The sequence below is a fragment of the Vibrio sp. 2017_1457_13 genome (genome assembly GCF_030851525.1).
Classification (GTDB): Bacteria; Pseudomonadota; Gammaproteobacteria; order Enterobacterales; family Vibrionaceae; genus Vibrio; species Vibrio metschnikovii.
The window spans coordinates 116,273-140,116 of sequence record NZ_VHTA01000003.1; the positions used below are offsets into that span (position 1 = coordinate 116,273).

Genomic DNA, 23,844 nt, shown 5'->3' on the forward strand with positions numbered 1-23,844 from the left:
CGCACTAAGTCACCGTTTATCAAGTTCAAAAACGAAATTGATCAGTTGCCGTGCACTTATGTTCATTCTGGTTACTGATTCGAATTCATATTCAGTTTGGAGTCACTGCTATGAACCAGAAAAAACTTGCAGTCACGGTCCTGTCTGGTTTTCTTGGCGCAGGAAAAACCACCGTGCTCAGCCATATTTTGAATAATCGTCAAGGCAAGAAAGTTGCGGTGATCGTCAACGATATGAGTGAAATTAATATTGATTCAGCTACCGTAAAAAGCGAAGTGTCGCTCAATCATCAAGAAGAAACGCTGGTGGAAATGAGTAATGGCTGTATTTGTTGCACCCTACGTGAAGATCTGTTGATTACGGTCAATCAATTGGCGAAGGAGGGGCGTTTCGATAATCTGGTGATAGAATCAACAGGGATTTCTGAGCCACTACCGGTTGCAGAGACGTTCACTTTTGCGGATGGGGAGGGGGTTTCACTTTCCGATGTTGCGATTTTAGACACTATGGTTACCGTGGTTGATGCGGTGAATTTTTTACGTGATTACCACGCGGCTGAGTCATTACAAGAGCGTGGCGAACACCTCGATGACGAAGATGAACGCAGTGTGACAGATTTATTGATTGAGCAAGTTGAGTTTGCTGATGTTATTTTGATCAGTAAGGTGGATCTTGTTTCTCTAACGGATCTCGAACATTTAACCTCAATTTTAAAGGTTTTAAATACCCATGCTCGCATTATCGCTATCCAAAATGGGCAAGTTGATATCGCCGAGGTATTAGATACTGGTTTATTTAACTTTGAACGTGCACAACAAGCTCCCGGTTGGTTAAAAGAACTCAGAGGCGAGCATATCCCAGAAACAGAAGAGTATGGGATCAGTAGTTTTAGTTATCAGGCTCGTCGCCCTTTTCATCCTGAAAAATTATATCATTTTTTACATAACACCAGCGATTTTGGCAAATTGCTCCGGTCGAAAGGTCACTTTTGGTTAGCGTCACGCCCAGATCTCGTCGGGCAATGGAATCAAGCTGGGGGCATTGCAGACTATGGTTTTGCTGGCTTATTTTGGAAAGCAATCCCTAAAGACCAATGGCCAACGAATGAAGATGATTTAGCAGCGATTGAAGAACATTGGTTAGAGCCCTTTGGCGATAGGCGTCAGGAGTTAGTGTTTATTGGTCAGGGGCTAGATAAAGTCGCGATGACTAAGGCACTGGATGAGTGTTTGTTAAGTGAAGAGGCGGTGTTCGCTGGAGAAACGTTTTGGCAGACGTTGCCAGACCCATTTGTAGGATGGGAGGACGAAGCATGAGCGATAAAATAGCGTCTAAATTGGTTCCTATTGAAAAGGCAGAGGCCCTACCGATAGGTTCTCTGCCGAGCATTTTAACCGATATCTATCAACCTGAGCATAATATTGCGATATGGCAACGTAGGTTGTCAGCAGAGTTACAACTAACGATCGAAACGTTGTTACAGCAAGTCTCCTCACTGGCTTTAGTGTTACGAGTCACGCCATTGAATGTGGCTGAATACTTACGCGAGAAACTTGCTGATTATGTTTGCGCAGACATATTGAGTGAAGATATCGCAATGATTGTCGACATGTTTTGTTGTTTGTTTGATGTGCAAGAAGTCGGGGTGCGGCTAACGATACTCGATAAACCGATGTGTCCTAAATTTCATGTCGATCATGTTCCATGCCGACTGGTGACCACTTATGCTGGTTCTGCCACGCAGTGGCTGGGTAGCCAAGGGCTCGATCGAACGAAACTGGGTGCCGGAAGTCTGGGTCAGTCTGATGATTGCTCGGGTTTATTCGCTAAAGAGAGTATTATCCATCAAATGACGACTGGTGATGTCGCATTGCTAAAAGGCAGTGGCTGGGAAGGGAATGAAAACAACGGGTTAGTTCACCGTTCACCAGCATATATCCCGAACGAACGACGTTTATTATTGACCATTGATTTCGTATAATTCAAAAAAACAACCCAAGCGATATCGAGATAGCTTGGGTTGCTGATTGATTTTGACAGTATTAATAACTGCTATTGCTGACGTGAACGACGCATCCACATTAGAGCTAATAACCCTAGCCCTGCGCCAAATCGAAAATCATTCTGCCCATGGCTATTTATCCTCTGACGATAGGCTTAACGGCGGTTCTGGTATCTCTAAAAAGCAGGCAATCACTCGATACAATTCACCTTCAGCAACGGTAACCTTACCGTTTGATTCAATCGCCAATCGACAAGCTTTGACGACTTGCGCTCGCTCTCGCTCTTTTAACTGCAGTAATAATTCCAATGCGGTACGGCTTAATGGCCAATTATTCTCTGCAGGTTCAAGAGGAATCACTGGCAAACTCAGATGGCGCAGCGCATTGTCAAAAGCAATTTGTGCCCCTTGTCGCTCATCATGGCAAACCCAAGCCAGTTCACGCAGTAACCAATAGACGCTAGATTGCAACTGCTCCAGAGATTTGTTTTGACGCGTATGACCAAGTGTCGGCAGTAATTGTTTCTCTAGGAGATTAATCACACACCATTCGGCCAACGAATAGTGATGATCAGTGAGTGACAGTTCACGTAACACTTCACACAAACGATGTCTTTGCCCTTCACTGAGTGATTTAAGTGCTGGGATACTTAATTCCAGTAAAGGCAAGCGAAGATGGGTTGGAATGGCATAATCCAGCCAAGGTAGAATAGTGGCTTGGGATACCATCGGAATATGCTGTTTGATGATATGACGTTGTGCTTCACTACCATCAAAAATCAGAGCAAAAGCAACAAAGCGAGCACTGTATGGTTCTCGTGCCATCGCAATTAATGGTTGTGGCAACTGACTAATCAGCGCTTGCCCGCTAGCGCAGAGTTCAGTAGATGTTGATATTGTGCTAGAGGCGGCGGGTGCCGAGCTTGCACTTGCTGCAAAGCCGCTGACTGATGAATCAGCAAACGAGCGGGTTTGATGCTCGTTGACGCTTTGTACACTGCCATCCCAATACGGTTCAATTCTGCGGATGCGTTCTTCTAAAGGTGGATGAGTGGCGAACAGCGCTGCAAGACCACGTCGGCGGCTTTGACCAAACATCATATGGCTTATTTCGTCGCTGGCTTTGGCGGACAATGTCGATCCTGGTGAATAACCAGCAATTTTTTTTAGTGCGCCAGCGATTCCTTGATCATTACGAGTAAATTGTACCGCACTGGCATCAGCTAGGAACTCGCGTTGCCGAGAGATCGCCGCTTTAATCATTGAACCAAATAGCGTGCCAATCCAACCGAAGACAATGCACACGACACCAATCGCAAATAGCGCTGCGACACCTTTGTCTGAATCAGAAGAGCGTCGGATCGTCCGCCGCCGTGAGCGAGATAAACTATCGACGATGAGATGACCAAAATAGGCAACACAGGTAATACCAAACAGTAAACCAATTAATCGGGTATTAAGGCGCATATCCCCATTGAGAATATGACTAAACTCATGGGCAATAACCCCTTGCAATTCGTCACGATTGAAATTATCCAACGCACCTTGAGTAATGCCAATCACTGCATCGTCAATACTCATTCCGGCGGCAAAGGCATTAATCCCTTGTTCATCAGCTAACAAATACACTTGTGGTACCGCAATACCGGCGGCGATGGCCATTTCTTCCACGACATTAAGCAGCTGACGATGTTTGGGATGGGTAGTATCACTGGCGATTAACTGGCCACCGAGACTTTCGGCCACGCTACATCCCCCTTGCTTTTGCAGATCATACAAACGCAGCCAAGCACTCAAACCAATCACGAGACTCAGTGCGGCAAAGCACAACAAGCTTAAGCGGATTGCCGTTTGCCAATCCAATGAGGCATGAGAGACACTTAAATAAATGAACATACTGCCAAGGCTAAGCAGGGCAGTAATCGACAACATAGTGAAAGCCAATAACAGCACCAAGCGCCGAGTTTGTTGACGGGCGGTATCTTGATGTTGAAAGAAATCCATTAAAAGCTCACCTTAGGCGCTTCTTGAATTGCTTCACTGTCAGCAAACTCAAGCAAGTTACCGTTTTGAAAACCAAACATATTGGCAAATAAAACGGGAGGGAAAGTTTGCTTATAGGTGTTGTAACTGGTTACCGAATCATTAAAGGCTTGACGAGCAAACGCGACTTTATTTTCGGTGCTGGTGAGCTCTTCTTGCAGTTGGATCATTGTTTGACTGGCTTTAAGCTCAGGATACGCTTCCACCACCACATTCAACCGGCCCAGTGCATTCTTGAGCATCCCCTCTGCTTGACCGAGAAGTTGAATGGCCGTTTCACTTTCTGGCGCTTCACTCGCGGCTTTTAGACCAGAAATCGCTTGATTACGCGCCTGAATCACACGCTCAAAGGTCTCTTGCTCGTGTTGCATGTAGCCTTTCGCTGTGCTCACTAAGTTAGGGATAAGATCATAACGACGCTTTAGTTGGACTTCAATTTGCGCAAAACTATTTTTAAAGCGGTTACGTAGGGTAATCAATTTGTTGTAGATAGAGATCGCGTAAACGCCAATAAGCAGCACTATAGCGATGATGATGATAAAAGTAGTCATGGGCAGCCCGGTTAGATAGAAGTATCAAGCCATGTTATATAACCAGTTGAGATCGAAAAGCAAATTTATATATTTACACTTTATTTCGTTATTGACGGAGTCATACTCGTGACAAAAAAATAAAAAATGTTTGATAAATCAATCAGTTTGAAATTTTTATCACACTGAAGTTCAAAACGAGGATTTTTTACTTTTGTGATGAATTAGAATAAAATTCATATAAAACAAATAGATAAAAAATAACCAGCCTAAAGCCGTGAGGATTAATACTTGAGTATTTTACTCGGGTATTGTATCTTTGCGTCATAAGATTATCGTCTGCGGTCGCCATTATGGGTACACTATAGGCCTATGACAAAGCAGCGCATAAAGACATCAGCGAGAACCGAAGTTATGACTGAACAAATTCATGAAGCATTATCCCGTAAATATGAGGCAGGCTTCGTCTCTGATATTGAGTCTGAAACCTTTGCTACAGGCTTAGATGAAAGTGTGATTCGTCGTATTTCAGCCATGAAAAACGAACCAGAATGGATGTTAGAATGGCGTCTGAAAGCTTACCACAATTGGCTGGCGATGGAAGAGCCTGAATGGGCTCATGTTCACTATCCGAAGATGGATTATCAAGCCATATCCTACTATTCAGCGCCTAAGAGCATGAAAGATAAACCTAAATCACTTGATGAGGTTGATCCAGAGCTATTACGAGTGTATGAGAAGTTAGGGATTCCTCTCTATGAACAGGAAATGCTTGCTGGGGTTGCTGTTGACGTCGTGTTCGATTCCGTGTCCGTAGTCACCACCTTTCGTGAAAAACTAAAAGAAGCCGGCGTGATTTTCTGTCCGATTTCGGAAGCGGTGCAAGAATACCCTGAACTAGTGAAAAAATACCTTGGCTCTGTGGTGCCACGTTCTGATAACTACTTTGCCGCGTTAAATAGTGCTGTATTTACTGATGGTTCGTTTGTGTATATCCCGAAAGGGGTACGTTGCCCGATGGAATTATCAACCTATTTCCGAATTAATGAACAAAATACTGGCCAATTTGAGCGTACCTTAATCATTGCCGATGAAGGCAGTTACGTCAGTTATCTTGAAGGTTGTACCGCGCCTCAGCGCGACGAAAACCAACTTCATGCTGCGGTGGTTGAATTGGTGGCAATGGACGATGCGCAAATTAAGTACTCGACCGTTCAAAACTGGTATCCCGGTGATGAAGATGGTAAGGGTGGTATCTATAACTTTGTAACTAAGCGTGGCATTTGTCATACCAATGCAAAAATATCGTGGACACAAGTTGAAACCGGGTCGTCAGTCACTTGGAAATATCCAAGTTGTATTTTAAAAGGCGACAACAGTGTCGGTGAATTCTACTCTGTTGCCTTAACCCGTAACCGCCAACAAGCGGATACCGGTACCAAAATGATTCATTTGGGTAAAAATACTCGCTCAACGATTATCTCGAAAGGGATTAGTGCTGGAGAAAGTAATAACACTTATCGTGGCTTGGTACATATGGGGCCGAAAGCTGATGGCGCTCGTAACTTTACCGAATGTGATTCGTTGTTAATTGGCGACCGCTGCGGCGCGCACACTTTCCCATACATTGAAAGTCGTAACCCAAGTGCCAAAGTAGAACATGAAGCGACCACTTCTAAAGTGAGCGATGAACAGCTGTTTTTATGCCAACAACGAGGATTAGATACCGAGAAAGCGGTATCGATGATCGTCAATGGTTTTTGTAAAGAAGTGTTTAAAGAGTTGCCAATGGAGTTTGCCGTGGAAGCCGGTAAGCTGCTTGAAATTAGTCTGGAAGGCTCAGTAGGATAATTATTACATGTTAAATATTAAAAACTTACACGCTCGTGTGGAGCAAAAAGACATTATAAAAGGGCTAAATCTCGACATTAAGCCGGGCGAAGTTCACGCGATTATGGGACCTAACGGTGCGGGTAAAAGTACCTTAGGCTATGTGCTTTCTGGGCGCGACGGCTATGAAGTGACCGACGGCGAAGCGATGTTACATGGTCAAAGCTTACTGGATATGGACGTTGAAGAACGTGCTCGACACGGCTTATTCCTGGCCTTTCAGTACCCGGTAGAAATTCCTGGTGTCAGCAATATGGAATTTATGAAAGAGTCAGTGAATGCCATGCGTGCCCATCGTGGACAAGAGCCATTGACGGCTGCTGAGTTTTTGAAAAAAGCCAAAGAAGCCAGTAAGCAAGTTCAACTGCCGCTCGATTTTCTGAAACGAGGCGTTAATGAAGGCTTCTCCGGTGGTGAGAAAAAACGTAACGAAATCATGCAAATGATTTTATTAGAGCCAAGCCTATGTATTTTAGATGAATCGGATTCAGGATTGGATGTTGATGCTTTGCAAGTGGTTGCTAACGGCGTGAATAGCCAGCGCAGTAAAGATCGTAGCTTTGTGGTCATTACTCACTATCAGCGCTTGCTTGATTACATTGAACCCGATTTTGTCCACATTTTGGCTAACGGCCAAATTGTCAAAAGCGGTGATGCTTCATTAGCCAGAGAAATTGAGCAACAGGGTTACGCATTTCTTGGCTTAGAAGATAGCGAGGGGGCTGAGTAATGAGTCAATGGCTTCAGCAAGTGATAGACCGTGGCTCGAAAACCAATGATTGGCTGAGCCCGGTTCGTCAACAAGCGCTTAATGCTCTGCGTCAAACCCGCTGGCCGACCCGACGTACTGAAGCTTGGCGTTATACCTCGCTCTCTTGTTTAGAGCAGCTGGAACTGTCGCCGGAATCAGACAATGCGCCGTTCAACTTAGCGCCAATCGCTGGGCTTGAAACCATCGATTTAGTGTTTGTTGATGGTCAATTGCAGACCGATTTAAGCGCGCTAAATTTATCACAGGGTGTCAGTATCTATAGTGCTCAAAGCCTACCCGCTGACCAACAAGCAGCTACGGTGAGCCGTTTTTCTCAGGTTAAACCATCGCGCCATTTATTCGGTATGGTCAACGATGTATTGGCTGATAATGTATTGTTTATCGATGTTGATCCTGAGTGCCATTGCACGACTCCGCTCCGAATCGTTCATCACAATCATCATGGCTATGAAGCCCATTATCGTGTGCAAGTTAATCTTGGTCACCATGGCAAATTAACCTTGATTGAGCATGCTCAAGGCAGCGGTGATAATTTACGCACCGGTTTCACGGAGTGTTTGCTTGGTGCACATGCTGAGCTAGAGCATTATCAATTTCTGATCAATAGCCCGCAAGCTTTGTATTTTGGTGGCACGCATTTCTCGCTTAATGATTATGCTCAACTAAACAGCACGGTGATTGGCTTTGGTAGCCAATTGTCACGCCTTGATGTTGATATCATTCATAGTGGTGAGCATGCAGAAGCAAAAATGAACGCCGTTTATCTATTGGGTGAATCGGAGCATTTTGATCTGCACAGTACTATTGAACACGCAAAACCTAATGGCACTAGTGAAGAGAATGTACGTGGTATTGTCGGTGACAAAGCGACAGCGGTATTTAATGGCCGTATTCACATTCATCGTGATGCGCAAAAGACCCTTGCTGAGCTGAATAATCGTAACTTACTTTTGTCACGCCGTGGCCAGATCAATACCAAGCCAGAGTTAGAAATTTACGCCGATGATGTGAAATGTGCCCACGGTGCGACGGTGGCTGAAATTGAAGAAGAAGCGCTGTATTATTTGATGTCGCGTGGTATTGGCCGTTCACAGGCATTAGTCATGCTCAATGTTGGCTTTATTCAAGAATTGATTAACCAAATGCCAAATCAAGTTTTGGCTGAGTGGTTAGCGCCTATATTGAGTGCTCGTTTTAAAGAGATGGAGGTAAGATAATGGTCGAAACCTCTGCGTTCGACGTTGCTGCGGTTAGAGCGCAATTTCCTATTCTTAATCAAAATGTTGAAGGTAAGCCTCTGGTTTACCTAGACAATGCCGCGACGACGCAAAAGCCGATGGCGGTTATTGAAGCGATTACTGATTTTTATACTCAGTGTAATGCTAATGTTCATCGTGGCGTTCACCGTTTAGCGGATCAAGCAACACAACGTTATGAACATGGCCGTGATGTGGTCGCTAACTATATCCACGCTTTTGATCGCAGTGAAGTGATTTGGACTAGCGGGACTACCGAGTCGATCAACATTGTTGCGCATGGTATCGCGCAGCGTTTGCAGCCTGGCGATCAAGTATTGGTCACCGAAATGGAGCATCACGCGAATTTGGTGACTTGGCAACAGGCTTGCCTGAAGAGTGGTGCCGAGTTGGTCATCGCTCCTATTCAAGATAATGGTGAGCTGAATGTCGAGCAATTTGCATCGCTGCTGAATTCATCGACCAAATTGGTGGCGATGCCACACATTTCTAATGCGCTTGGTACGGTTAACCCTATCCATGCCTTAACGGCACAAGCCAAAGAGGTGGGGGCACTGGTCTTAATTGATGGCGCGCAAGGCATTGCTCATGGTGGTGTCAATGTGGCTGATATTGGCTGCGATTTTTACGCCTTCTCTGGTCATAAGGTTTTTGGTCCAACAGGAGTGGGCGTACTTTGGGGCAAAGCTGAGGTATTGCAAGATTGGCCGGTGTGGCAAACGGGCGGTGAGATGATTGCTAAGGTGACTTATCAAGACGCTACGTGGGGAAGCCTTCCTAACCGATTAGAAGCGGGTACACCCAATATCGCTGGTGTGATTGGTTTGGCCGCTGCCATTACTTGGTTTAGCCAGTTTGACCTCGCAGCCGTGCAAGCACACGAGCGGGCCTTGATGGAGCGAGCGTTGCAACACGCGAGTGAGCTAGAGGGTTTCCAATTAATTGGTAATGCAAACGACAAAATTGGCGTGTTGAGCTTTTTACTGGAAGGTTGTCACCCAGCCGATATCGGTTTTATTCTAGATAAACAAGGGATTGCAATTCGCACCGGCGATCATTGTGCGCAGCCATTGATGCGTCGTTTAGGCGTTCCTGGTACGGCGAGAGCGTCATTTTCTATTTACAACACGATAGAAGAAATCGATGCGCTGTTCATTGCACTTAAAAAAGCTCAGCAAATGTTAGTTTAAGGTAAATTATATGCAGGTAGAAACTTATACCCCTGAAGTGTCGAATCAACCAGTACTGACATTAACCGACAGTGCGATTCGTCATTTTGAAAATAAATTAGCGAGTCAGCCTGACCATGTTGTACGCATCTCTGTGAAAACCAGTGGTTGCAATGGCTATGCCTATGTTCTCGATATCCAAGAGCAGGCGCTAGAGTCAGATCGAGTGATCAAAGCAAGCGATAAGTTGACGGTCAGTATTGCTGCTGAGGCGATTGCGATGCTGCAAGGTACTGAACTTGACTACGTTAAAGATGGTTTAAATGGCGTGGTAAAGTTTAATAATCCTAATGTGGTTGCTGAATGCGGCTGTGGAGAAAGTTTTAATGTCAGTTAACACCTTAGTGGCCAGTGTTACTGTCTTTTCGAGCATCAAGGTTAACTAAATGCAACAGAGAATTGTAAACCTTGAACGCGATTGTATGGTCAGGCGAGTGCCTAATGGCGATAAGCAGCTTCTTACTCAAGGTGAGTTTGTCACCATTACTCAGGATCTGGGCGGTAACTATACCATCACGTGGCGCGGAAATATGTATCGTGTTGATGGTACTGATGCCGATGCGATTGGTCGACAGCCTCTGAAACTTGAATTTGATACACCCAAAGATGGAAATATCGATCAAGCGCAAATATATCAGGCTTTAGAGACCGTCTATGATCCAGAGATCCCGGTTAACTTATTATCGCTAGGTCTAATCTATCAAGTGTCGATTGATCAGGCTGCTCGCTGCGTACAGATTGAAATGACGTTAACGGCACCAGGCTGTGGAATGGGGCCTGTTTTAGTCGGTGATGTTGAACATCGTGTCAGTATGGTGCCTCATGTCGATCAGGTTCAGGTCAACTTAGTGTTTGATCCACCATGGTCACGTGAGATGATGAGTGAAGAAGCCCAACTCGAAACCGGACTGTTTTTTTAATTCTTGGCTCCACGACTAGTGTAGAGCCGTTACGACACCTTAATCCAGTCGATGTCGTATCAATTCGTAAGGATATAGAGCTTAAAAATGAACCTACCAAGTGACCAAGAGATCATCGAAGATTTGGCTTTTTTTGACGATTGGGAGCAACGCTACCAATACATCATCGATTTAGGCAAGGCATTAACGCCGTTTGATGAGCAGCAAAGGCGAGATGAAGATCTTGTACCGGGGTGTCAGAGCCAAGTATGGCTGCATACTCAAATTGAGCAGGGTCGTTTACAGCTTTTTGCTTATAGCGATGCGATTATCGTTAACGGTTTATTGGCGATTGTCTTGGCGGCTTATCACAATAAGACTGCCAGTGAGATCCTAGCGTTTGATATCGATAGTTATTTCAAAACGTTAGATTTAGAGCGTCATATTAGCCCGACTCGAGGTAACGGACTAAGAGCGATTGTGGGTAAAATTCAACATTTGGCTCGCCAGCAACAATAAGTCAGGTTTTGGCCTATAAATAATAAAACCCACGCAAGTCGTGGGTTTTATTATTTATGTTGTCACTTTAAGCGGTTTAGCGCAGAAAATCTTCAATCTTATTACCGGTAATGGTCGAAATACTTTTAAATAAGTAGATCAATGCTCCCATCATGATGATCGTGACGGGTAAAGCAATGACTGGAAAGCTGAGGGCGGTCATCTTACCGATCTCTTCATTAAACGCTTCTGTCCCTGCAGGGCTCGTCACTATCCATTTGGCGAGTACATAGTTTAATACCGTAGAAACCAGAAACGAAAAAGCAATGATGTATGAGCAGATATTAATTTTGCTCTCAAATTCAGCGTGATTGTTGGATTTTTCTAACGCTTGGTTGAGTTTTTCATTATCGACAATATCATCGTTAAGCAGCATCTTTTTGACAACCGGATATCCGATGGCATTGCTAATCAAGATACCAATAAAAATGATCCCTGGAATGGCCGCTTCTTTAATCGCAATATAGGCGGGGTCTAATTGCAGTAAACCGATACCACCAGTCAACAGAACACTGATTAAACCAAGAGCGGAGTAAAAGTTGATTTTTCTTTCTTGAATAAAACTCACGATACCAAAAATCAATGGGAAGGCGAGGGCAACGATCAGCGCCCAGGTCGGTCCTAGATTATCTTCACCACTCATCTTACTGAGAATAACGACAGGGATGATAATGTTCAGTAACAGATTACTGATTAAACTCTTGTTTTTATTTGATTTCATTGTAAATGATTCCTACTTGCAGAGAGCAAAGTATACTAATGCTCCCCACTAACGCAAGTCCATCAGTAACCTCAAATCGAGCTCAATTGTAAGCAGTCGTCTCATGGTTTCTTCTTACTATTTGAGTTTAAACCCGCCCTTATTTTTATAATTGAGTAAAAAGAGTTTGCCAATACGGCGCATTAGGTTTACTGTTATATCCGTGTATAACACCATATCGGTATAAAAATATGACAGAGTGGCAAGATAACCAGCCCATTTTTCGTCAGTTAGCCGACAAGATCATTGAACAGATCTTAAAAGGGATTTGGCAAGAAGATCATGCCTTACCGTCAGTAAGAACCGTGGCGGCTGAACTGAAAATTAATCACTTAACGGTAATGAAAGGTTATCAATTACTGGTTGACGAAGGACTGGTTGAAAAGCGCAGGGGTCAGGGAATGTATGTCATAAAAGGTGCACTTCAGCAGTTAAAAAACAGCCAGAAACAGCATTTTTTGCAGCAGCAAATCCCAGAAATAGCCCACACACTTCGTGTGCTAGAGATGCCCTTAGATGATTTTATTAGCCAATTAAAACGGCATATTGAAGGTGAACAATGAATCCATTAGTTGAAGCAAAGCAGGTTTCTAAACAGTACGCTAAACAAGCAGAGGCGCTGCATGAAGTGAGTTTTACTCTTCATGCTGGGCAAGTATTAGGCGTGTTGGGCCATAATGGTGCGGGTAAATCGACCCTAATTAACGCTTTATTAGGAGCTCACTACTACCAAGGTGACATCGCGATTAACGGTCTTCATCCGATTGCTGATCATGCTCAGGTCATGGAAATACTGGCCTATATTTCCGATGTCAATGTGCTGCCGGACTGGATGACGGTGAAGCAATTGTTACGCTATACCTCTGGCGTTCATCCCAGCTTTTCGTTAACCAAGGCCCGTTCAGTGTTAGCAGAAACCAATATTAATTTATCGAGTAAAATTCGCACGTTATCCAAAGGAATGAAAGTCCAGCTCCATTTAGCCTTAGTGATTGCAACCGATACCCAAGTACTGATTTTGGATGAGCCCACATTAGGACTTGATCTTATGTATCGAGAAACCTTTTATCGTCATTTATTAGAGTGGTTTCATGATGGTGAGCGAGCGTTAATTATTGCTAGCCATGAAGTGGCAGAAATTGAACATTTGCTGACCGATGTGCTGATCTTAAAACAAGGCAACGCCGTTTTACAAGATTCGATGGATAATCTAACTGAGAATTATTGTGTATTAGAGGCGAACTCTAGCTACGCAGACGAGATTGAAAAACTGAATCCGTTACGTGCACAAGTCGGATTAGGCACCACCAAGTGGTTGCTGGCCGCAGAACATCGAGAAGCAGTACAAGCTTTCGGAACAGTACATAATATCAAATTAGCGGATTTATTTATTGCTCTACAAAAGGAGAAAGCATAATGCATGCAAGTCTATATATGCTTGAAAAAGAGCTGATTGAAAATAAAAGTGTGACCCGAATCCCTCTATTTTTATTAGCATGCGGAATATTATTATTCATTAGCTTATTAATGAATGTTTCACTTGGGAATAATCTATTTTTCGATGTCGAATATTCTGACACGCTTGCTCATGTTGATGGTTCTGCCGTCGAGAGCTTCAATCAATTCATTACGATGATGATTGGCTTGGTATCATTAATGTTAAGCGCTTTATATTTTCCGAAAACGTTTCGTAAAGAACGAAAAGAAGGTAGCGCGATGTTTTGGCGCAGTATGCCGGTCACAAATACCATGGTCCATATGGTGAAACTGGCTTTTGGACTACTATTAATCCCAGTTATCTGCTCTTTATTGGTTGTTTTTGCAGATATTTTTCTCTGGGTGCTCAATATGGCAACCAATGAAAGATTTGGATTTTTATTTGCTCAGCGTTCTTTGTGGTACGCATTGCAGCATGGTTTGAGTTACATTGGTTTAATGTGGCTAGTCGGTTTGTGTTTAATTCCATTAGCATGTTTTACTTTACTTATGTCACAACTGTTTAATTCACCACTATTAGTCATGTTTATTGGTGGTTTTACCTTAAAATGGTTGTCGATCGCGATGTTTAATTCTTACCTTATCAGTGATTTCTTTAACGCTATCTTTAATTTTCCGCTAAAATTAGTCACGGCTTCGACCATGTCCAATATAGTCAATGAGGTTGGTATCGGTAATCTCATGGCGTATCTTTTGATTGGCATGGTCAGTTATTGGGCAAGTTACCGGCTTTATCGTACGAATGAAAGTTCATTGGCCGCGCTATGGGCTAAATAAACGGATCATCCTCTTCGATATATACCCAAACCACTTGGAGTTGCAGGTAGCCAACACCGCTGCAGCTTCAAGTCGAAAGGGTATAAACAGAGGTGATGGGAAATCCCTTCTCATCACCTCTAGTGTTGCCGGTATTGTTATTTGATTTGGAGTATCAAAAGACACAGTAGTGAGAGGAGAGGAATGTGAGTAGTGATAACGGTGGGATCCCGCGCCCAAGTGGCAAGGTTAACCCAATTGATACGGACTATACCGTTGGCCAAGATAATGTGGTGTTATCGGTTGGGCCTTTTGGCTTAGACATTCATAACCGAGTGTTCGCCGTATCTGGGCTAGCAATCATTATTTTTGTATTTACGACTTTGATTTTCCGCGAGCAAGTAGAACCTGTCTTTTTACATATGCGTGGTTGGCTGACCTCGCATTTAGATTGGTTTTTCATGCTATCGGCCAATATCTTTGTCTTGGTGTGTTTAGGTTTGGTGGTATCGCCATTAGGCCGAGTACGTATTGGTGGCACTGACGCGGTACCCGACTATTCTTACGCTGGTTGGCTAGCTATGCTATTTGCTGCAGGAATGGGGATTGGTTTGGTGTTCTTTGGTGTGTCAGAACCCATGTCACACTTTAGTAGTTCCTTATCAGGCGCAGCCATAGAAGATGGCTTACGTACCGATTGGGCGCCACTGGGCGGTGCAATGGGGGATACTGAAGCGGCTCGTCGATTAGGTATGGCAGCAACGATTTACCATTGGGCGCTGCACCCATGGGCAATCTATGCATTACTGGCACTAGGGTTAGCCATTTTCTCATTTAATAAGAGATTACCACTGACAATGCGTTCAATTTTTTATCCTCTCTTTGGTGAGCGGGTATGGGGTTGGACAGGGCATGTGATCGATATTTTGGCGGTGGTAGCGACCGTGTTCGGTTTGGCGACTTCCTTAGGCTACGGAGCGTCTCAAGCAGCGACTGGACTTAACTTTTTATTCGATGTCCCCTTAACCGATACTACACAAGTGGTATTGATCATTGTGATCACCGCGTTAGCATTGATCTCAGTCGTTGCAGGGCTAGATAGTGGTGTTAAACGTTTATCAGAAATCAATATGGGCCTAGCCGCCTTATTGCTGCTGTTTATCGTTGTTGTTGGTCCGACGTTAGCGATTTTAACGGGATTTTTCGATAATATTGTTGCTTATGTGACATACCTACCTGAATTAGCCATGCCATTTGGTCGCGAAGATGTGAATTATTCACAAGGTTGGACGGCGTTTTACTGGGCGTGGTGGATTTCTTGGTCACCATTTGTCGGTATGTTTATTGCGCGAGTATCGCGTGGTCGTACGGTACGCGAATTTATTGTTTGTGTGTTGTTGATCCCATCGACGGTATGTGCATTTTGGATGACAGCCTTTGGTGGCACAGCGATTAGCCAATACGCTAATGATGGTTATCAAGCAGTGATGGGCGCTGATTTACCCGTTAAGTTATTTGCGATGCTGGATGCCATGCCGTTGGCGAGTATTACGTCGGTGATTGGCATCATTTTGGTCGTGGTTTTCTTTATCACCTCTTCAGATTCAGGATCACTAGTGATTGATACTATTGCGGCAGGTGGCAAAGTGAATGCGCCGACGCCACAGCGTATCTTCTGGTGTACCTTTGAAGGGTTAGTTGCTATTGCATTAATGCTAGGTGGCGGGTTAGCCGCAGCGCAGGCGATGGCGGTCACAACCGGTTTCCCGTTTACCATTGTCTTACTGGTCGCGACGGTGTCACTGATTAAGGGATTAATGAGCGAACCCAGAAAAGCAAAAGCCAAATAAAGAGCCAATAACGGCATATACCGAAAGTCGAAAGAATACCGTTGTTTCTCGATAAAAAAAGCCCTAACAGAGAGTTAGGGCTTTTTGTTGTACGACTGAAAGTTAACGAATCAAAAGTAGCGGGACGTTGGATTCAATGATGATTTTTGTGGTGTTGCTACCTACAAAAAACTGACGCAGTTTTGAGTGACCATAAGCGCCCATCACAATCATTCCCAACTGATGATGCTGTTGGTAATCGAGAATCGCGCGGTGCACGTCACCGGTTAAGCTGGCTTCCACCACATTGACACCATGAGTACGCAACTTTTCCGCTGCGCTAGCAAACGCGGTCGCTTTTTCATCTGAGTCTTCGACCATCACTAAGTGACAAGTCAATCCTTTGAGTAGCGGTGTATTGATCGCTTTTTCAACCAGCTTTTGGCTCACTTCACTGCCATCAAACGCTAACAAATAATTTTGCGGCGCTGCAAAGTCCCCGGTCGCGACTAAAATATGGCTTTTAATGGTGCGAACCACACTTTCCAATTGTGAACCAACGGCTTTAGTGTTGCTTTGGTTAACCTCACCAGATTTGCCGACCACGAGGACGCGGATCTCTTGTTCCATATCCAGCAGGGTTTCCAGCAAGTCACCGTGTTTTTGCAGTTTTTGTAGATCAGTAAAACCAGACTCAAGGGCTTTGGCTTCTAACTCATTGAGTAAGGCCTTTCCGTGTCTTAACGCTACTTTGGCGCGCTTTTCATCCAGCTCGACCAGCTCTTGTAGTAAGTGCTCACGACTGCCTAGTCCAATGTTGCCGGATAATTCAATGGCAATTTCTCGATCGGATTTATCGAGCACATGCAGTAGAGTGAGTGGCGCAGACAACGTTTTCGCTGTCCAAACGCTCAGATCCGCCACGGACTGTGAATAGCTCGCTCCATCGATACAGGCAATAATATTTGTCATGCTTTGCTCCTTAGTGACCGCCCATCAGTTTTGCCACTTCTTCGGGTTTATTATGAACACCGAACTTGTCGACAATGGTGGCTGTTGCTTCATTCATGCCGATTAATGTTACTTCAGCCCCTTCACGGCGGAATTTAATCACCACTTTATCAAGGGAAGAGACGGCAGTAATATCCCAGAAATGTGCTGCAGAGAGATCGATGGTGACATGATCCAATGCTTCTTTGAAGTCGAATGAGTTGATAAATTGATCTGACGAGGCAAAAAAGACTTGCCCAACAACACGATAAGTACGCTGGCTGCCATTTTCTGCTAGGTCGCTCTTGATAACCATAAAGCGGCCAATTTTATTGGCAAAGAATAGTGCAGCTAATAGCACGCCAACTCCAACACCAATCGCAAGATTGTGGGTCATGACCACCACAATCACAGTCGAAATCATGACAATATTGGTAGAAAGTGGATGCGATTTAAGATCTCTAATTGAGCTCCAAGAGAAGGTGCCGATGGAGACCATGATCATTACGGCGACTAGAGCTGCCATAGGGATCAAGCTTAACCAATCACTAAGAAAAACCACCATGATAAGTAGTAATATACCCGCGACAAAAGTCGATAGACGGCCTCGACCACCGGATTTAACATTAATAATTGATTGACCAATCATCGCACAACCAGCCATACCGCCAAGAAAACCAGTTGCAATGTTGGCCACACCTTGACCTTTACATTCGCGGTTTTTATCGCTGTCGGTATCGGTAAGATCATCAACAATCGTGGCGGTCATCATCGATTCAAGCAAACCGACGACAGCAAGGCCAGCAGAGTAAGGTAAGATGATCAGTAAGGTTTCTAGATTAAGCGGTACATCAGGCCACAAGAAAATTGGCAGTGTATCGGGTAAATCCCCCATGTCACCGACGGTACGAATATCGATGCCAAAACTAATAGCGATAATGGTTAAGGTGATAATACATACCAGCGGAGAAGGCAGGATTTTGCCAATGACGGGTACATAAGGGAAAAGATAAATAATGCCTAAGCCAGCTAAAGTCATCACATAGACATGCCAGGTGACATTGGTTAGCTCTGGAAGCTGAGCCATAAAAATTAAAATTGCTAAGGCGTTAACAAAACCGGTGACCACTGAACGCGATACAAAGCGCATTAAATTCCCCAGTTTTAGATAACCGGCGGCAATTTGTAATACTCCAGTGAGCAGTGTCGCCGCTAATAAATATTCTAGGCCGTGTTCTTTAACCAGCGTGACCATTAATAGAGCCATAGCGCCCGTTGCAGCAGAAATCATTCCCGGGCGTCCGCCAGTAAAGGCAATAACCACCGCCATACTAAAAGAGGCATATAGACCCACTTTGGGGTCAACACCAGCAATAATTGAAAAAGCAATTGCTTCTGGGATCAGTGCTAGCGCAACCACTAAACCAGCTAAAACATCCCCTCGCACGTTGGATAACCAATCGCGCTTAATATTCTGTAACATCTGTTTTCTCTATAAATAGGTAAATAAAAGGTGTGAATTGAGAGGTGGTCATTGTTCTAGGGCGGCGTAAGTGACATGCACGGAATCTCCTATTGGCCATTTAGAAATGTGATCTTAATCATTGCTGTTCTGAAGGTCAATTAAGTAAACCAATAAGGATGCTCTCGATGGTTAATTCCTCGTGGCTAATTAAAGAAAAAGGGCTATTGAACTTTGACTTTTTGCTTCGAAAGTCTTAATGTGACACACATTCGATTTTTCATATGTGTTTGTTATGTGTGATACGTTAACCTTCTATAAATCATTAGCTGAAGAGACTCGGCTTAAATCATTATTGTTGATCAGCCAGCATCGAGAACTGTGCGTGTGTGATTTAATGACTGCACTCTCTCTTAGTCAACCCAAAGTCTCTCGTCATTTAGCCGAGTTACGTAAAAACGGTTTGGTGATTGATGAGCGGCGGGGCAAATGGGTGTATTACCAAATTAATCCACAATTACCGGACTGGATGCGTCAAGTATTGGTGATGTCGATGGAAAACAATCGATCACTGATAGAAAAAGAGAGCCAAACGATTAAACAGTACTCCTGTACCAACTGACTCAATTTGTTTCTTGATTTATCTATATCGGATGTTTTCGACCAATATGCGTTAACTACTAGTCCAGACCTGTTTTAATTCAGGCCATCCCCAAGTTGTTAAAGCGACATTGTGAATTAAATCGTGGAAACGTAGCACTTGTTGCTCGTGATAGAGTGGTTGCAAAACACCATGATGGATCAAAGTTGCTACCAAAGGCTCTAATACCACAAGGTACTGCTCTATACAGACGTTTGCACGTATATCTGCTAACGATTGACGTAGCCATTTACTGGCCACATCATCCAGCGCATGGTGAAGCAGCGGGTTACTGTAAAGAAACTGATAGGCACTGGTATGACGATTATCATCTAAGTTAATACTGCTCAAGATTAGGGTTTCATTGAGATTTCCCTGTGCTGCTTTTTGTTGCAAGGTTTGATAGTCGTAACTGTGGATGATGACTTGAATACCGTGATCAGCCAACCGCTTAGCTATCGCTTCAGCACACTCAATCAATGTCACGTAGTTGTATACGGCCATCGTCATTGATGTCGGTAATGGGCACTGAGTGGCGGGGAATCGAGATAACTTGGTCCAACAAGGCAATAAATGATCAGCGGGAGTGAGGTTTGAGTGCGCTATATCGCTCAATAACCAGTTTGGTTCAAGCAAGCTAAGTAACCATTGGCGTTGTTGGTCGTCGAGCGGTAGGTTAGCGTGGTGATTATTTAATAAAAAAATTGCCCCCTCTTCTTGGCGAGAGAATTGATTAATTTGTTCGTTTTCAATCTTCGGAGATTCTGCCGATACGTAATATTGGCAGCTTCGGCCAGCGTGAGGAATGGCGTCGGTTGCAGTTGTTACATCTTGGTCGAATAGCCAGATAGTAATCTGATCGCATAATGAACGGCAACCATAGTATCGATTGAAAGCATGCAGTACTAATTGCTTATCAGTATGAGTATAAACTTTGAATGCACCACTGCCGATCACGTTGGAGTTGGACTGCTGAAGCTGTTTAACCGGTTGAATAGAATAACTGACACCGCTAATCAGACCTGCAAAGCTTTGATCAGGGACGGTGAATTCAAACAGTATTTCCCGCGGATGCGGGGCACTAATGCGTTTTAAATGAGCAAGTTCATGCTGATAATTCGCTAAGGATTTTAAGCCTGAAAAGAGCTCGACAATGCTTTGCGCATCGATCATTTGTCCGTCATGAAAAGTTAGCTCAGGGCGTAAATAAAAGCGCCACTGATAATTCTCAGCATCATAATGCCAATGGTGAGCCAGTTCCGGATGTACTTGTCCGTCAGCATCACAACGGACCAAGCAAGCGTAGGTTTGTCGTACTAAAAAGCGTTCACTGTTACGTTGTGGATGATGGGGCAGCAGAGCTTGAAAGGGGCGGCGATAGGTCAATTGGATATGCAATCGCCCTTCGTGCATTGAAGCTCCGGAGGTTTGCTGTAATAGCCGAGCGAAAACCTGTTCATCTTGCTCCAAAAGATCCAAGGCCTTGTCATACTGTCCACGCAAAAGACAGTCACTGGCTAGATGTTCTTTGAGCCGCTCAGGATCTTGCAATAAACACAGCGTTGAGCGCTTATTTCGGCCAACCTTAGGCTGCCACGAGAGCCAGCCTTGTTGCTGCATTTGTTGTAGCAAGACACGCGCATAGCGCGGGCTACTGCATAATCGATTGGCAATCTCCTCTAACGTAGCACTGATGGGTTGTTCTATCGCATAACCATCGAAGCGTAAGTAATAACGATATAAATTAAGGATAGACAAAATAGGTTTCCTTTTTAAATTTTTGCTCCCTATTTAAGGAGGGTAATAATAGATCGTTTTCCATTAAGAGCCATATTATGTCTATTTAAAGTTTTCTGAGCTTTTTTAGTCCATTGTGTATTGATGGTGTCAATGATTCATTCGATTTATTTTTAAATAGGGATGTAAAATAAATTATCCTGTCAGTTTTTCTTTTCCTTAAATCTAGCATACTAAAGATATCCCAGCCAGAAGAGGATACTATGATGCCAACCACATCAGCCGTTGCTCGCCCAAGCAAACCTATTGAAACGGGGTCTGTTGTTCACCCGCAGCCATTAACAGAATACTACTTACAACGCTTAGCGGTATGCCAATCTCGTTCAGAAAAGCAAGCGCTATTCGCTTTGATCCAACTATGCCAATGGCAACAAGAGATAAACAGTAAATCTAACTGAATAACCGCATGGCACCTTATTTACGCCCGCTCCTGACCCCCATCAAGAGGCAAGTAAGGTGCCATTTTTACGTTTTCCATTCATCGATATTTCTCGAAAACTTCACTTTGCTAGCTTGATTACGACTTCAACATCTTATGCTTGACGAGCGTAAAATAAGATATATGATTTGCCATATATCTGAAAAATCGAATGTGATGGTGCTCTCTTCAGAGCGAAGTTACGCCACTCATGATTCGGATCGTTTGTTGCTAATAAGGTGAATCTACCGATGAAAATTAATCGCTTAACGGCCAAAAAGAACAGCTTACATATTTATGATCCCGCTCTGTGTTGCAGTAGCGGAGTGTGTGGCGTTGATGCTGATCAAGTGTTAATCCAGTTTTCAGCTGATCTGGATTGGTTAAAACAACAAGATGTAACGATAAAACGTTTTAATTTGGCTCATGATCCGATGGCATTTGCTACCCAGCCACAAATCAAAACCTTACTTGAGCAACAAGGGGTTGAGCATTTACCCGCGTTTATCCTTGATGAGCAATTAGTGCTATCAGGACGTTATCCGACCCGAGACGAGCTAGCACAATGGTTTGACTTAGTGATGCTCACCAGTCAAAGCGACTCAAGTAAAGGTTGTCAATCACCGGGCTGTTGTTAGGAGAAAGCGATGAAATTTCTAAATAATTTACCCCCTTATCTGTTTTTTACCGGTAAAGGTGGGGTCGGCAAAACATCAATTTCTTGTGCCACTGCGCTGCATTTAGTTGAGCAAGGTAAGCGGGTGTTGTTGGTGAGTACCGATCCCGCTTCTAATGTGGCTCAAGTCTTTAATCAAGCGATTGGTAATCAAATCACCGCGATCACACAAATTGAACACTTATCCGCCATTGAAATAGACCCACAGCAAGCGGCTGAGCAATATCGCCAGCGCATTGTCGGACCATTGCAAGGCCTATTGCCTAGTGATGCATTACGCAGTATTGAAGAGCAGCTATCTGGGGCTTGTACAACAGAAATCGCTGCTTTTGATGAATTTACCGACTTGCTGACCAATCCAGAGCTTGCGGAACGTTTTGATCACATTGTGTTTGATACCGCGCCGACAGGCCATACGATCCGTTTGCTGCAATTGCCCGGCGCGTGGAGCAGTTTTATTGAAGCGAATCCCGAGGGTGCCTCCTGTTTGGGACCGATGGCGGGGTTAGAAAAACAGCGAGAGCAATATGCTCATGCGGTGGATATGCTTGCTGATGCCAAGCAAACGCGCTTAATTTTAGTCGCCAGAGCGCAGCGAAGTGCATTAGAAGAGGTTGCGCGTACCTACCAAGAGCTGTATTCGCTGGGTATTAAGCAGCAGTGTTTAGTGGTAAATGGGCTAATGTCGGAGTCCGCTGCGCGTCAGGATCCTCTGGCGGCATCCATCAGACAACGAGAGCAAGCGGCACTACACGCATTACCTGAGGTTTTACAAGGTTTGAGCACAGATACCATTGATCTTAAAGCGGATAATATGGTCGGTATTAAGGCATTAGCTTCTCTGTTACAAACGGAGTCTATTCTGGAGACGATGCCCACTCAAATCAGCCAAATCAAGGTTGAGTCGCCAACTTTGGCCAATATGATTGATGATATTGCCGAGGACAAACATGGTTTAATTATGCTGATGGGGAAAGGCGGAGTGGGTAAAACCACCTTAGCCGCGTCGATTGCGGTTGGGCTAGCCAATAAAGGTTTCGATGTGCATCTCACTACCTCGGATCCGGCCGCTCACTTACAAGCGACTCTACAAGGTGAGTTACCTAATCTACAAGTCAGTCGCATTGACCCACAAGAAGAGACAGAACGTTATCGTCAGCATGTCTTAGCGACCAAAGGTAAAAACCTATCAGCCGCAGAAAAAGCCTTATTAGAAGAAGATCTCCGTTCTCCTTGTACGGAAGAAATTGCCACATTTCAGGCTTTTTCTCGAGCGATTCGCGATTCCGCGCAGCGCTTTGTGGTGATGGATACCGCCCCGACGGGACATACGTTATTGCTTCTCGATGCGACTGGTGCGTATCATAAAGAAATTGCCAAAAAGATGGGTGATAATCAGCGTTTCACCACCCCGTTAATGCAGTTGCAAGATCCCACAAGAACCAAGGTATTGATTGCGACCTTGGCTGAAACCACCCCGGTTTTAGAAGCTAAACATTTACAAGATGATTTAGCTCGAGCCGGTATTCATCCTTGGGGATGGATAGTCAATAATGCGTTGTCGGTCGCGACCATTCAGTCTCCACTGCTTCAGCAACGTGCGCTACAAGAGTACCAGCAAATAAAACAGGTTGAAGAACACGCCCAACGTATTGCCTTAGTGCCGATGCTGGTCAATGAACCCGTCGGTATTGAAGCGCTGAGTCAAATGGCGCACTCTGTTCACTAGTGAGAATCAATACGTATTCGCGCATCATCTCAATAATGGTTAAGCCAATCATCGATGATGCGTTATTTTTAGCTATTGAAATTTTATGAATCGAAAACGTCTAGGAGAGAA

At 44.3% G+C, this 23,844-nt stretch carries 23 protein-coding genes; 17 read left to right on the forward strand and 6 right to left on the reverse strand.

The window, feature by feature from the left end; all coding sequences use genetic code 11:
* The first annotated feature begins 110 nt into the window (after positions 1–110).
* Together zigA and FKN88_RS05015 are read left to right on the forward strand one after the other, a co-directional pair.
* A complete protein-coding gene (zigA, locus tag FKN88_RS05010) occupies positions 111–1,316 on the forward strand; it encodes a zinc metallochaperone GTPase ZigA (protein ID WP_187985708.1) in 1,206 nt (401 codons plus the stop codon).
* Positions 1,313–1,981 carry a DUF1826 domain-containing protein gene (locus FKN88_RS05015; protein ID WP_154167782.1) on the forward strand — a complete coding sequence of 223 codons (669 nt, stop codon included), beginning with the start codon at positions 1,313–1,315 and terminating at the stop codon, positions 1,979–1,981. Before zigA ends, FKN88_RS05015 begins: the two co-directional genes overlap by 4 nt.
* A 153-nt stretch (positions 1,982–2,134) precedes the next feature.
* Here the strand turns inward: FKN88_RS05015 and FKN88_RS05020 are convergent, their stop codons facing one another.
* Both FKN88_RS05020 and FKN88_RS05025 read right to left on the reverse strand, forming a co-directional pair.
* Entirely contained in the window at positions 2,135–4,006 is a 1,872-nt protein-coding gene (locus FKN88_RS05020) for a M48 family metallopeptidase (protein ID WP_306687345.1), read from the reverse strand.
* A complete protein-coding gene (locus FKN88_RS05025; protein ID WP_004395000.1) occupies positions 4,006–4,596 on the reverse strand; it encodes a LemA family protein in 591 nt (196 codons plus the stop codon). Before FKN88_RS05025 ends, FKN88_RS05020 begins: the two co-directional genes overlap by 1 nt.
* Before the next feature lie 393 nt (positions 4,597–4,989).
* Between FKN88_RS05025 and sufB the strand changes: the two genes are divergently transcribed.
* The 7 genes from sufB to FKN88_RS05060 all read left to right on the forward strand — a co-directional run bounded on the left by sufB (position 4,990) and on the right by FKN88_RS05060 (position 11,140).
* Complete coding sequence (gene sufB / locus FKN88_RS05030) at positions 4,990–6,426, forward strand: Fe-S cluster assembly protein SufB (RefSeq protein WP_004395001.1); 1,437 nt, start codon at positions 4,990–4,992, stop codon at positions 6,424–6,426.
* A 7-nt stretch (positions 6,427–6,433) separates the two neighbouring features.
* Entirely contained in the window at positions 6,434–7,195 is a 762-nt protein-coding gene (gene sufC / locus FKN88_RS05035) for a Fe-S cluster assembly ATPase SufC (protein ID WP_154167785.1), read from the forward strand.
* On the forward strand, positions 7,195–8,454 hold the full coding sequence (gene sufD, locus FKN88_RS05040) for a Fe-S cluster assembly protein SufD (RefSeq protein WP_154167787.1): 1,260 nt from the start codon (positions 7,195–7,197) through the stop codon (positions 8,452–8,454). Before sufC ends, sufD begins: the two co-directional genes overlap by 1 nt.
* Positions 8,454–9,683 carry an aminotransferase class V-fold PLP-dependent enzyme gene (locus FKN88_RS05045; RefSeq protein WP_154167790.1) on the forward strand — a complete coding sequence of 410 codons (1,230 nt, stop codon included), beginning with the start codon at positions 8,454–8,456 and terminating at the stop codon, positions 9,681–9,683. The genes sufD and FKN88_RS05045 overlap by 1 nt, the downstream gene beginning before the upstream one ends.
* 10 nt (positions 9,684–9,693) lie before the next feature.
* Positions 9,694–10,059 carry an iron-sulfur cluster assembly accessory protein gene (locus FKN88_RS05050; protein ID WP_154167793.1) on the forward strand — a complete coding sequence of 122 codons (366 nt, stop codon included), beginning with the start codon at positions 9,694–9,696 and terminating at the stop codon, positions 10,057–10,059.
* Between the two features lie 49 nt (positions 10,060–10,108).
* On the forward strand, positions 10,109–10,642 hold the full coding sequence (sufT, locus tag FKN88_RS05055; protein WP_154167795.1) for a putative Fe-S cluster assembly protein SufT: 534 nt from the start codon (positions 10,109–10,111) through the stop codon (positions 10,640–10,642).
* A gap of 87 nt (positions 10,643–10,729) precedes the next feature.
* A complete protein-coding gene (locus tag FKN88_RS05060; protein ID WP_154167798.1) occupies positions 10,730–11,140 on the forward strand; it encodes a SufE family protein in 411 nt (136 codons plus the stop codon).
* A 76-nt stretch (positions 11,141–11,216) separates the two neighbouring features.
* On the opposite strand, the gene FKN88_RS05065 is transcribed toward FKN88_RS05060, so the two are convergent.
* Complete coding sequence (locus tag FKN88_RS05065; RefSeq protein WP_154167801.1) at positions 11,217–11,900, reverse strand: VC0807 family protein; 684 nt, start codon at positions 11,898–11,900, stop codon at positions 11,217–11,219.
* Positions 11,901–12,130: 230 nt separating this feature from the next.
* On the opposite strand from FKN88_RS05065, the gene FKN88_RS05070 reads away from it, so the two are divergent.
* The 4 genes from FKN88_RS05070 to FKN88_RS05085 all read left to right on the forward strand — a co-directional run bounded on the left by FKN88_RS05070 (position 12,131) and on the right by FKN88_RS05085 (position 16,042).
* On the forward strand, positions 12,131–12,502 hold the full coding sequence (locus FKN88_RS05070; RefSeq protein WP_306687343.1) for a GntR family transcriptional regulator: 372 nt from the start codon (positions 12,131–12,133) through the stop codon (positions 12,500–12,502).
* Positions 12,499–13,356: an ABC transporter ATP-binding protein gene (locus tag FKN88_RS05075; protein ID WP_306687342.1), complete on the forward strand. Its 858-nt coding sequence runs from the start codon at positions 12,499–12,501 to the stop codon at positions 13,354–13,356. Before FKN88_RS05070 ends, FKN88_RS05075 begins: the two co-directional genes overlap by 4 nt.
* Positions 13,356–14,213 (forward strand): hypothetical protein, encoded by an 858-nt coding sequence (locus FKN88_RS05080; RefSeq protein ID WP_161429855.1) that lies wholly within the window; start codon positions 13,356–13,358, stop codon positions 14,211–14,213. Before FKN88_RS05075 ends, FKN88_RS05080 begins: the two co-directional genes overlap by 1 nt.
* 185 nt (positions 14,214–14,398) lie before the next feature.
* Complete coding sequence (locus FKN88_RS05085; RefSeq protein WP_306687341.1) at positions 14,399–16,042, forward strand: BCCT family transporter; 1,644 nt, start codon at positions 14,399–14,401, stop codon at positions 16,040–16,042.
* A gap of 102 nt (positions 16,043–16,144) precedes the next feature.
* Here the strand turns inward: FKN88_RS05085 and FKN88_RS05090 are convergent, their stop codons facing one another.
* Together FKN88_RS05090 and FKN88_RS05095 are read right to left on the reverse strand one after the other, a co-directional pair.
* On the reverse strand, positions 16,145–16,993 hold the full coding sequence (locus FKN88_RS05090; protein WP_306687340.1) for a universal stress protein: 849 nt from the start codon (positions 16,991–16,993) through the stop codon (positions 16,145–16,147).
* Positions 16,994–17,003: 10 nt separating this feature from the next.
* On the reverse strand, positions 17,004–18,494 hold the full coding sequence (locus FKN88_RS05095; RefSeq protein WP_306687339.1) for a SulP family inorganic anion transporter: 1,491 nt from the start codon (positions 18,492–18,494) through the stop codon (positions 17,004–17,006).
* A gap of 274 nt (positions 18,495–18,768) precedes the next feature.
* Here FKN88_RS05095 and FKN88_RS05100 point away from each other — a divergent pair, with 274 nt between their 5' ends.
* Positions 18,769–19,095, forward strand: a complete 327-nt coding sequence (locus FKN88_RS05100) for a metalloregulator ArsR/SmtB family transcription factor (protein ID WP_306687337.1) — start codon at positions 18,769–18,771, stop codon at positions 19,093–19,095.
* 51 nt (positions 19,096–19,146) lie between these two features.
* Here the strand turns inward: FKN88_RS05100 and FKN88_RS05105 are convergent, their stop codons facing one another.
* A complete protein-coding gene (locus FKN88_RS05105) occupies positions 19,147–20,871 on the reverse strand; it encodes an SgrR family transcriptional regulator (RefSeq protein ID WP_306687336.1) in 1,725 nt (574 codons plus the stop codon).
* Positions 20,872–21,113: 242 nt separating this feature from the next.
* Here FKN88_RS05105 and FKN88_RS05110 point away from each other — a divergent pair, with 242 nt between their 5' ends.
* The 3 genes from FKN88_RS05110 (at position 21,114) to arsA (ending at position 23,733) form a co-directional block, all read left to right on the forward strand.
* On the forward strand, positions 21,114–21,308 hold the full coding sequence (locus tag FKN88_RS05110; protein WP_306687335.1) for a hypothetical protein: 195 nt from the start codon (positions 21,114–21,116) through the stop codon (positions 21,306–21,308).
* Positions 21,309–21,579: 271 nt separating this feature from the next.
* Positions 21,580–21,966, forward strand: a complete 387-nt coding sequence (arsD, locus tag FKN88_RS05115) for an arsenite efflux transporter metallochaperone ArsD (protein ID WP_040904225.1) — start codon at positions 21,580–21,582, stop codon at positions 21,964–21,966.
* Positions 21,967–21,975: 9 nt separating this feature from the next.
* Positions 21,976–23,733: an arsenical pump-driving ATPase gene (gene arsA, locus FKN88_RS05120; RefSeq protein ID WP_306687333.1), complete on the forward strand. Its 1,758-nt coding sequence runs from the start codon at positions 21,976–21,978 to the stop codon at positions 23,731–23,733.
* Positions 23,734–23,844 lie beyond the last annotated feature (111 nt).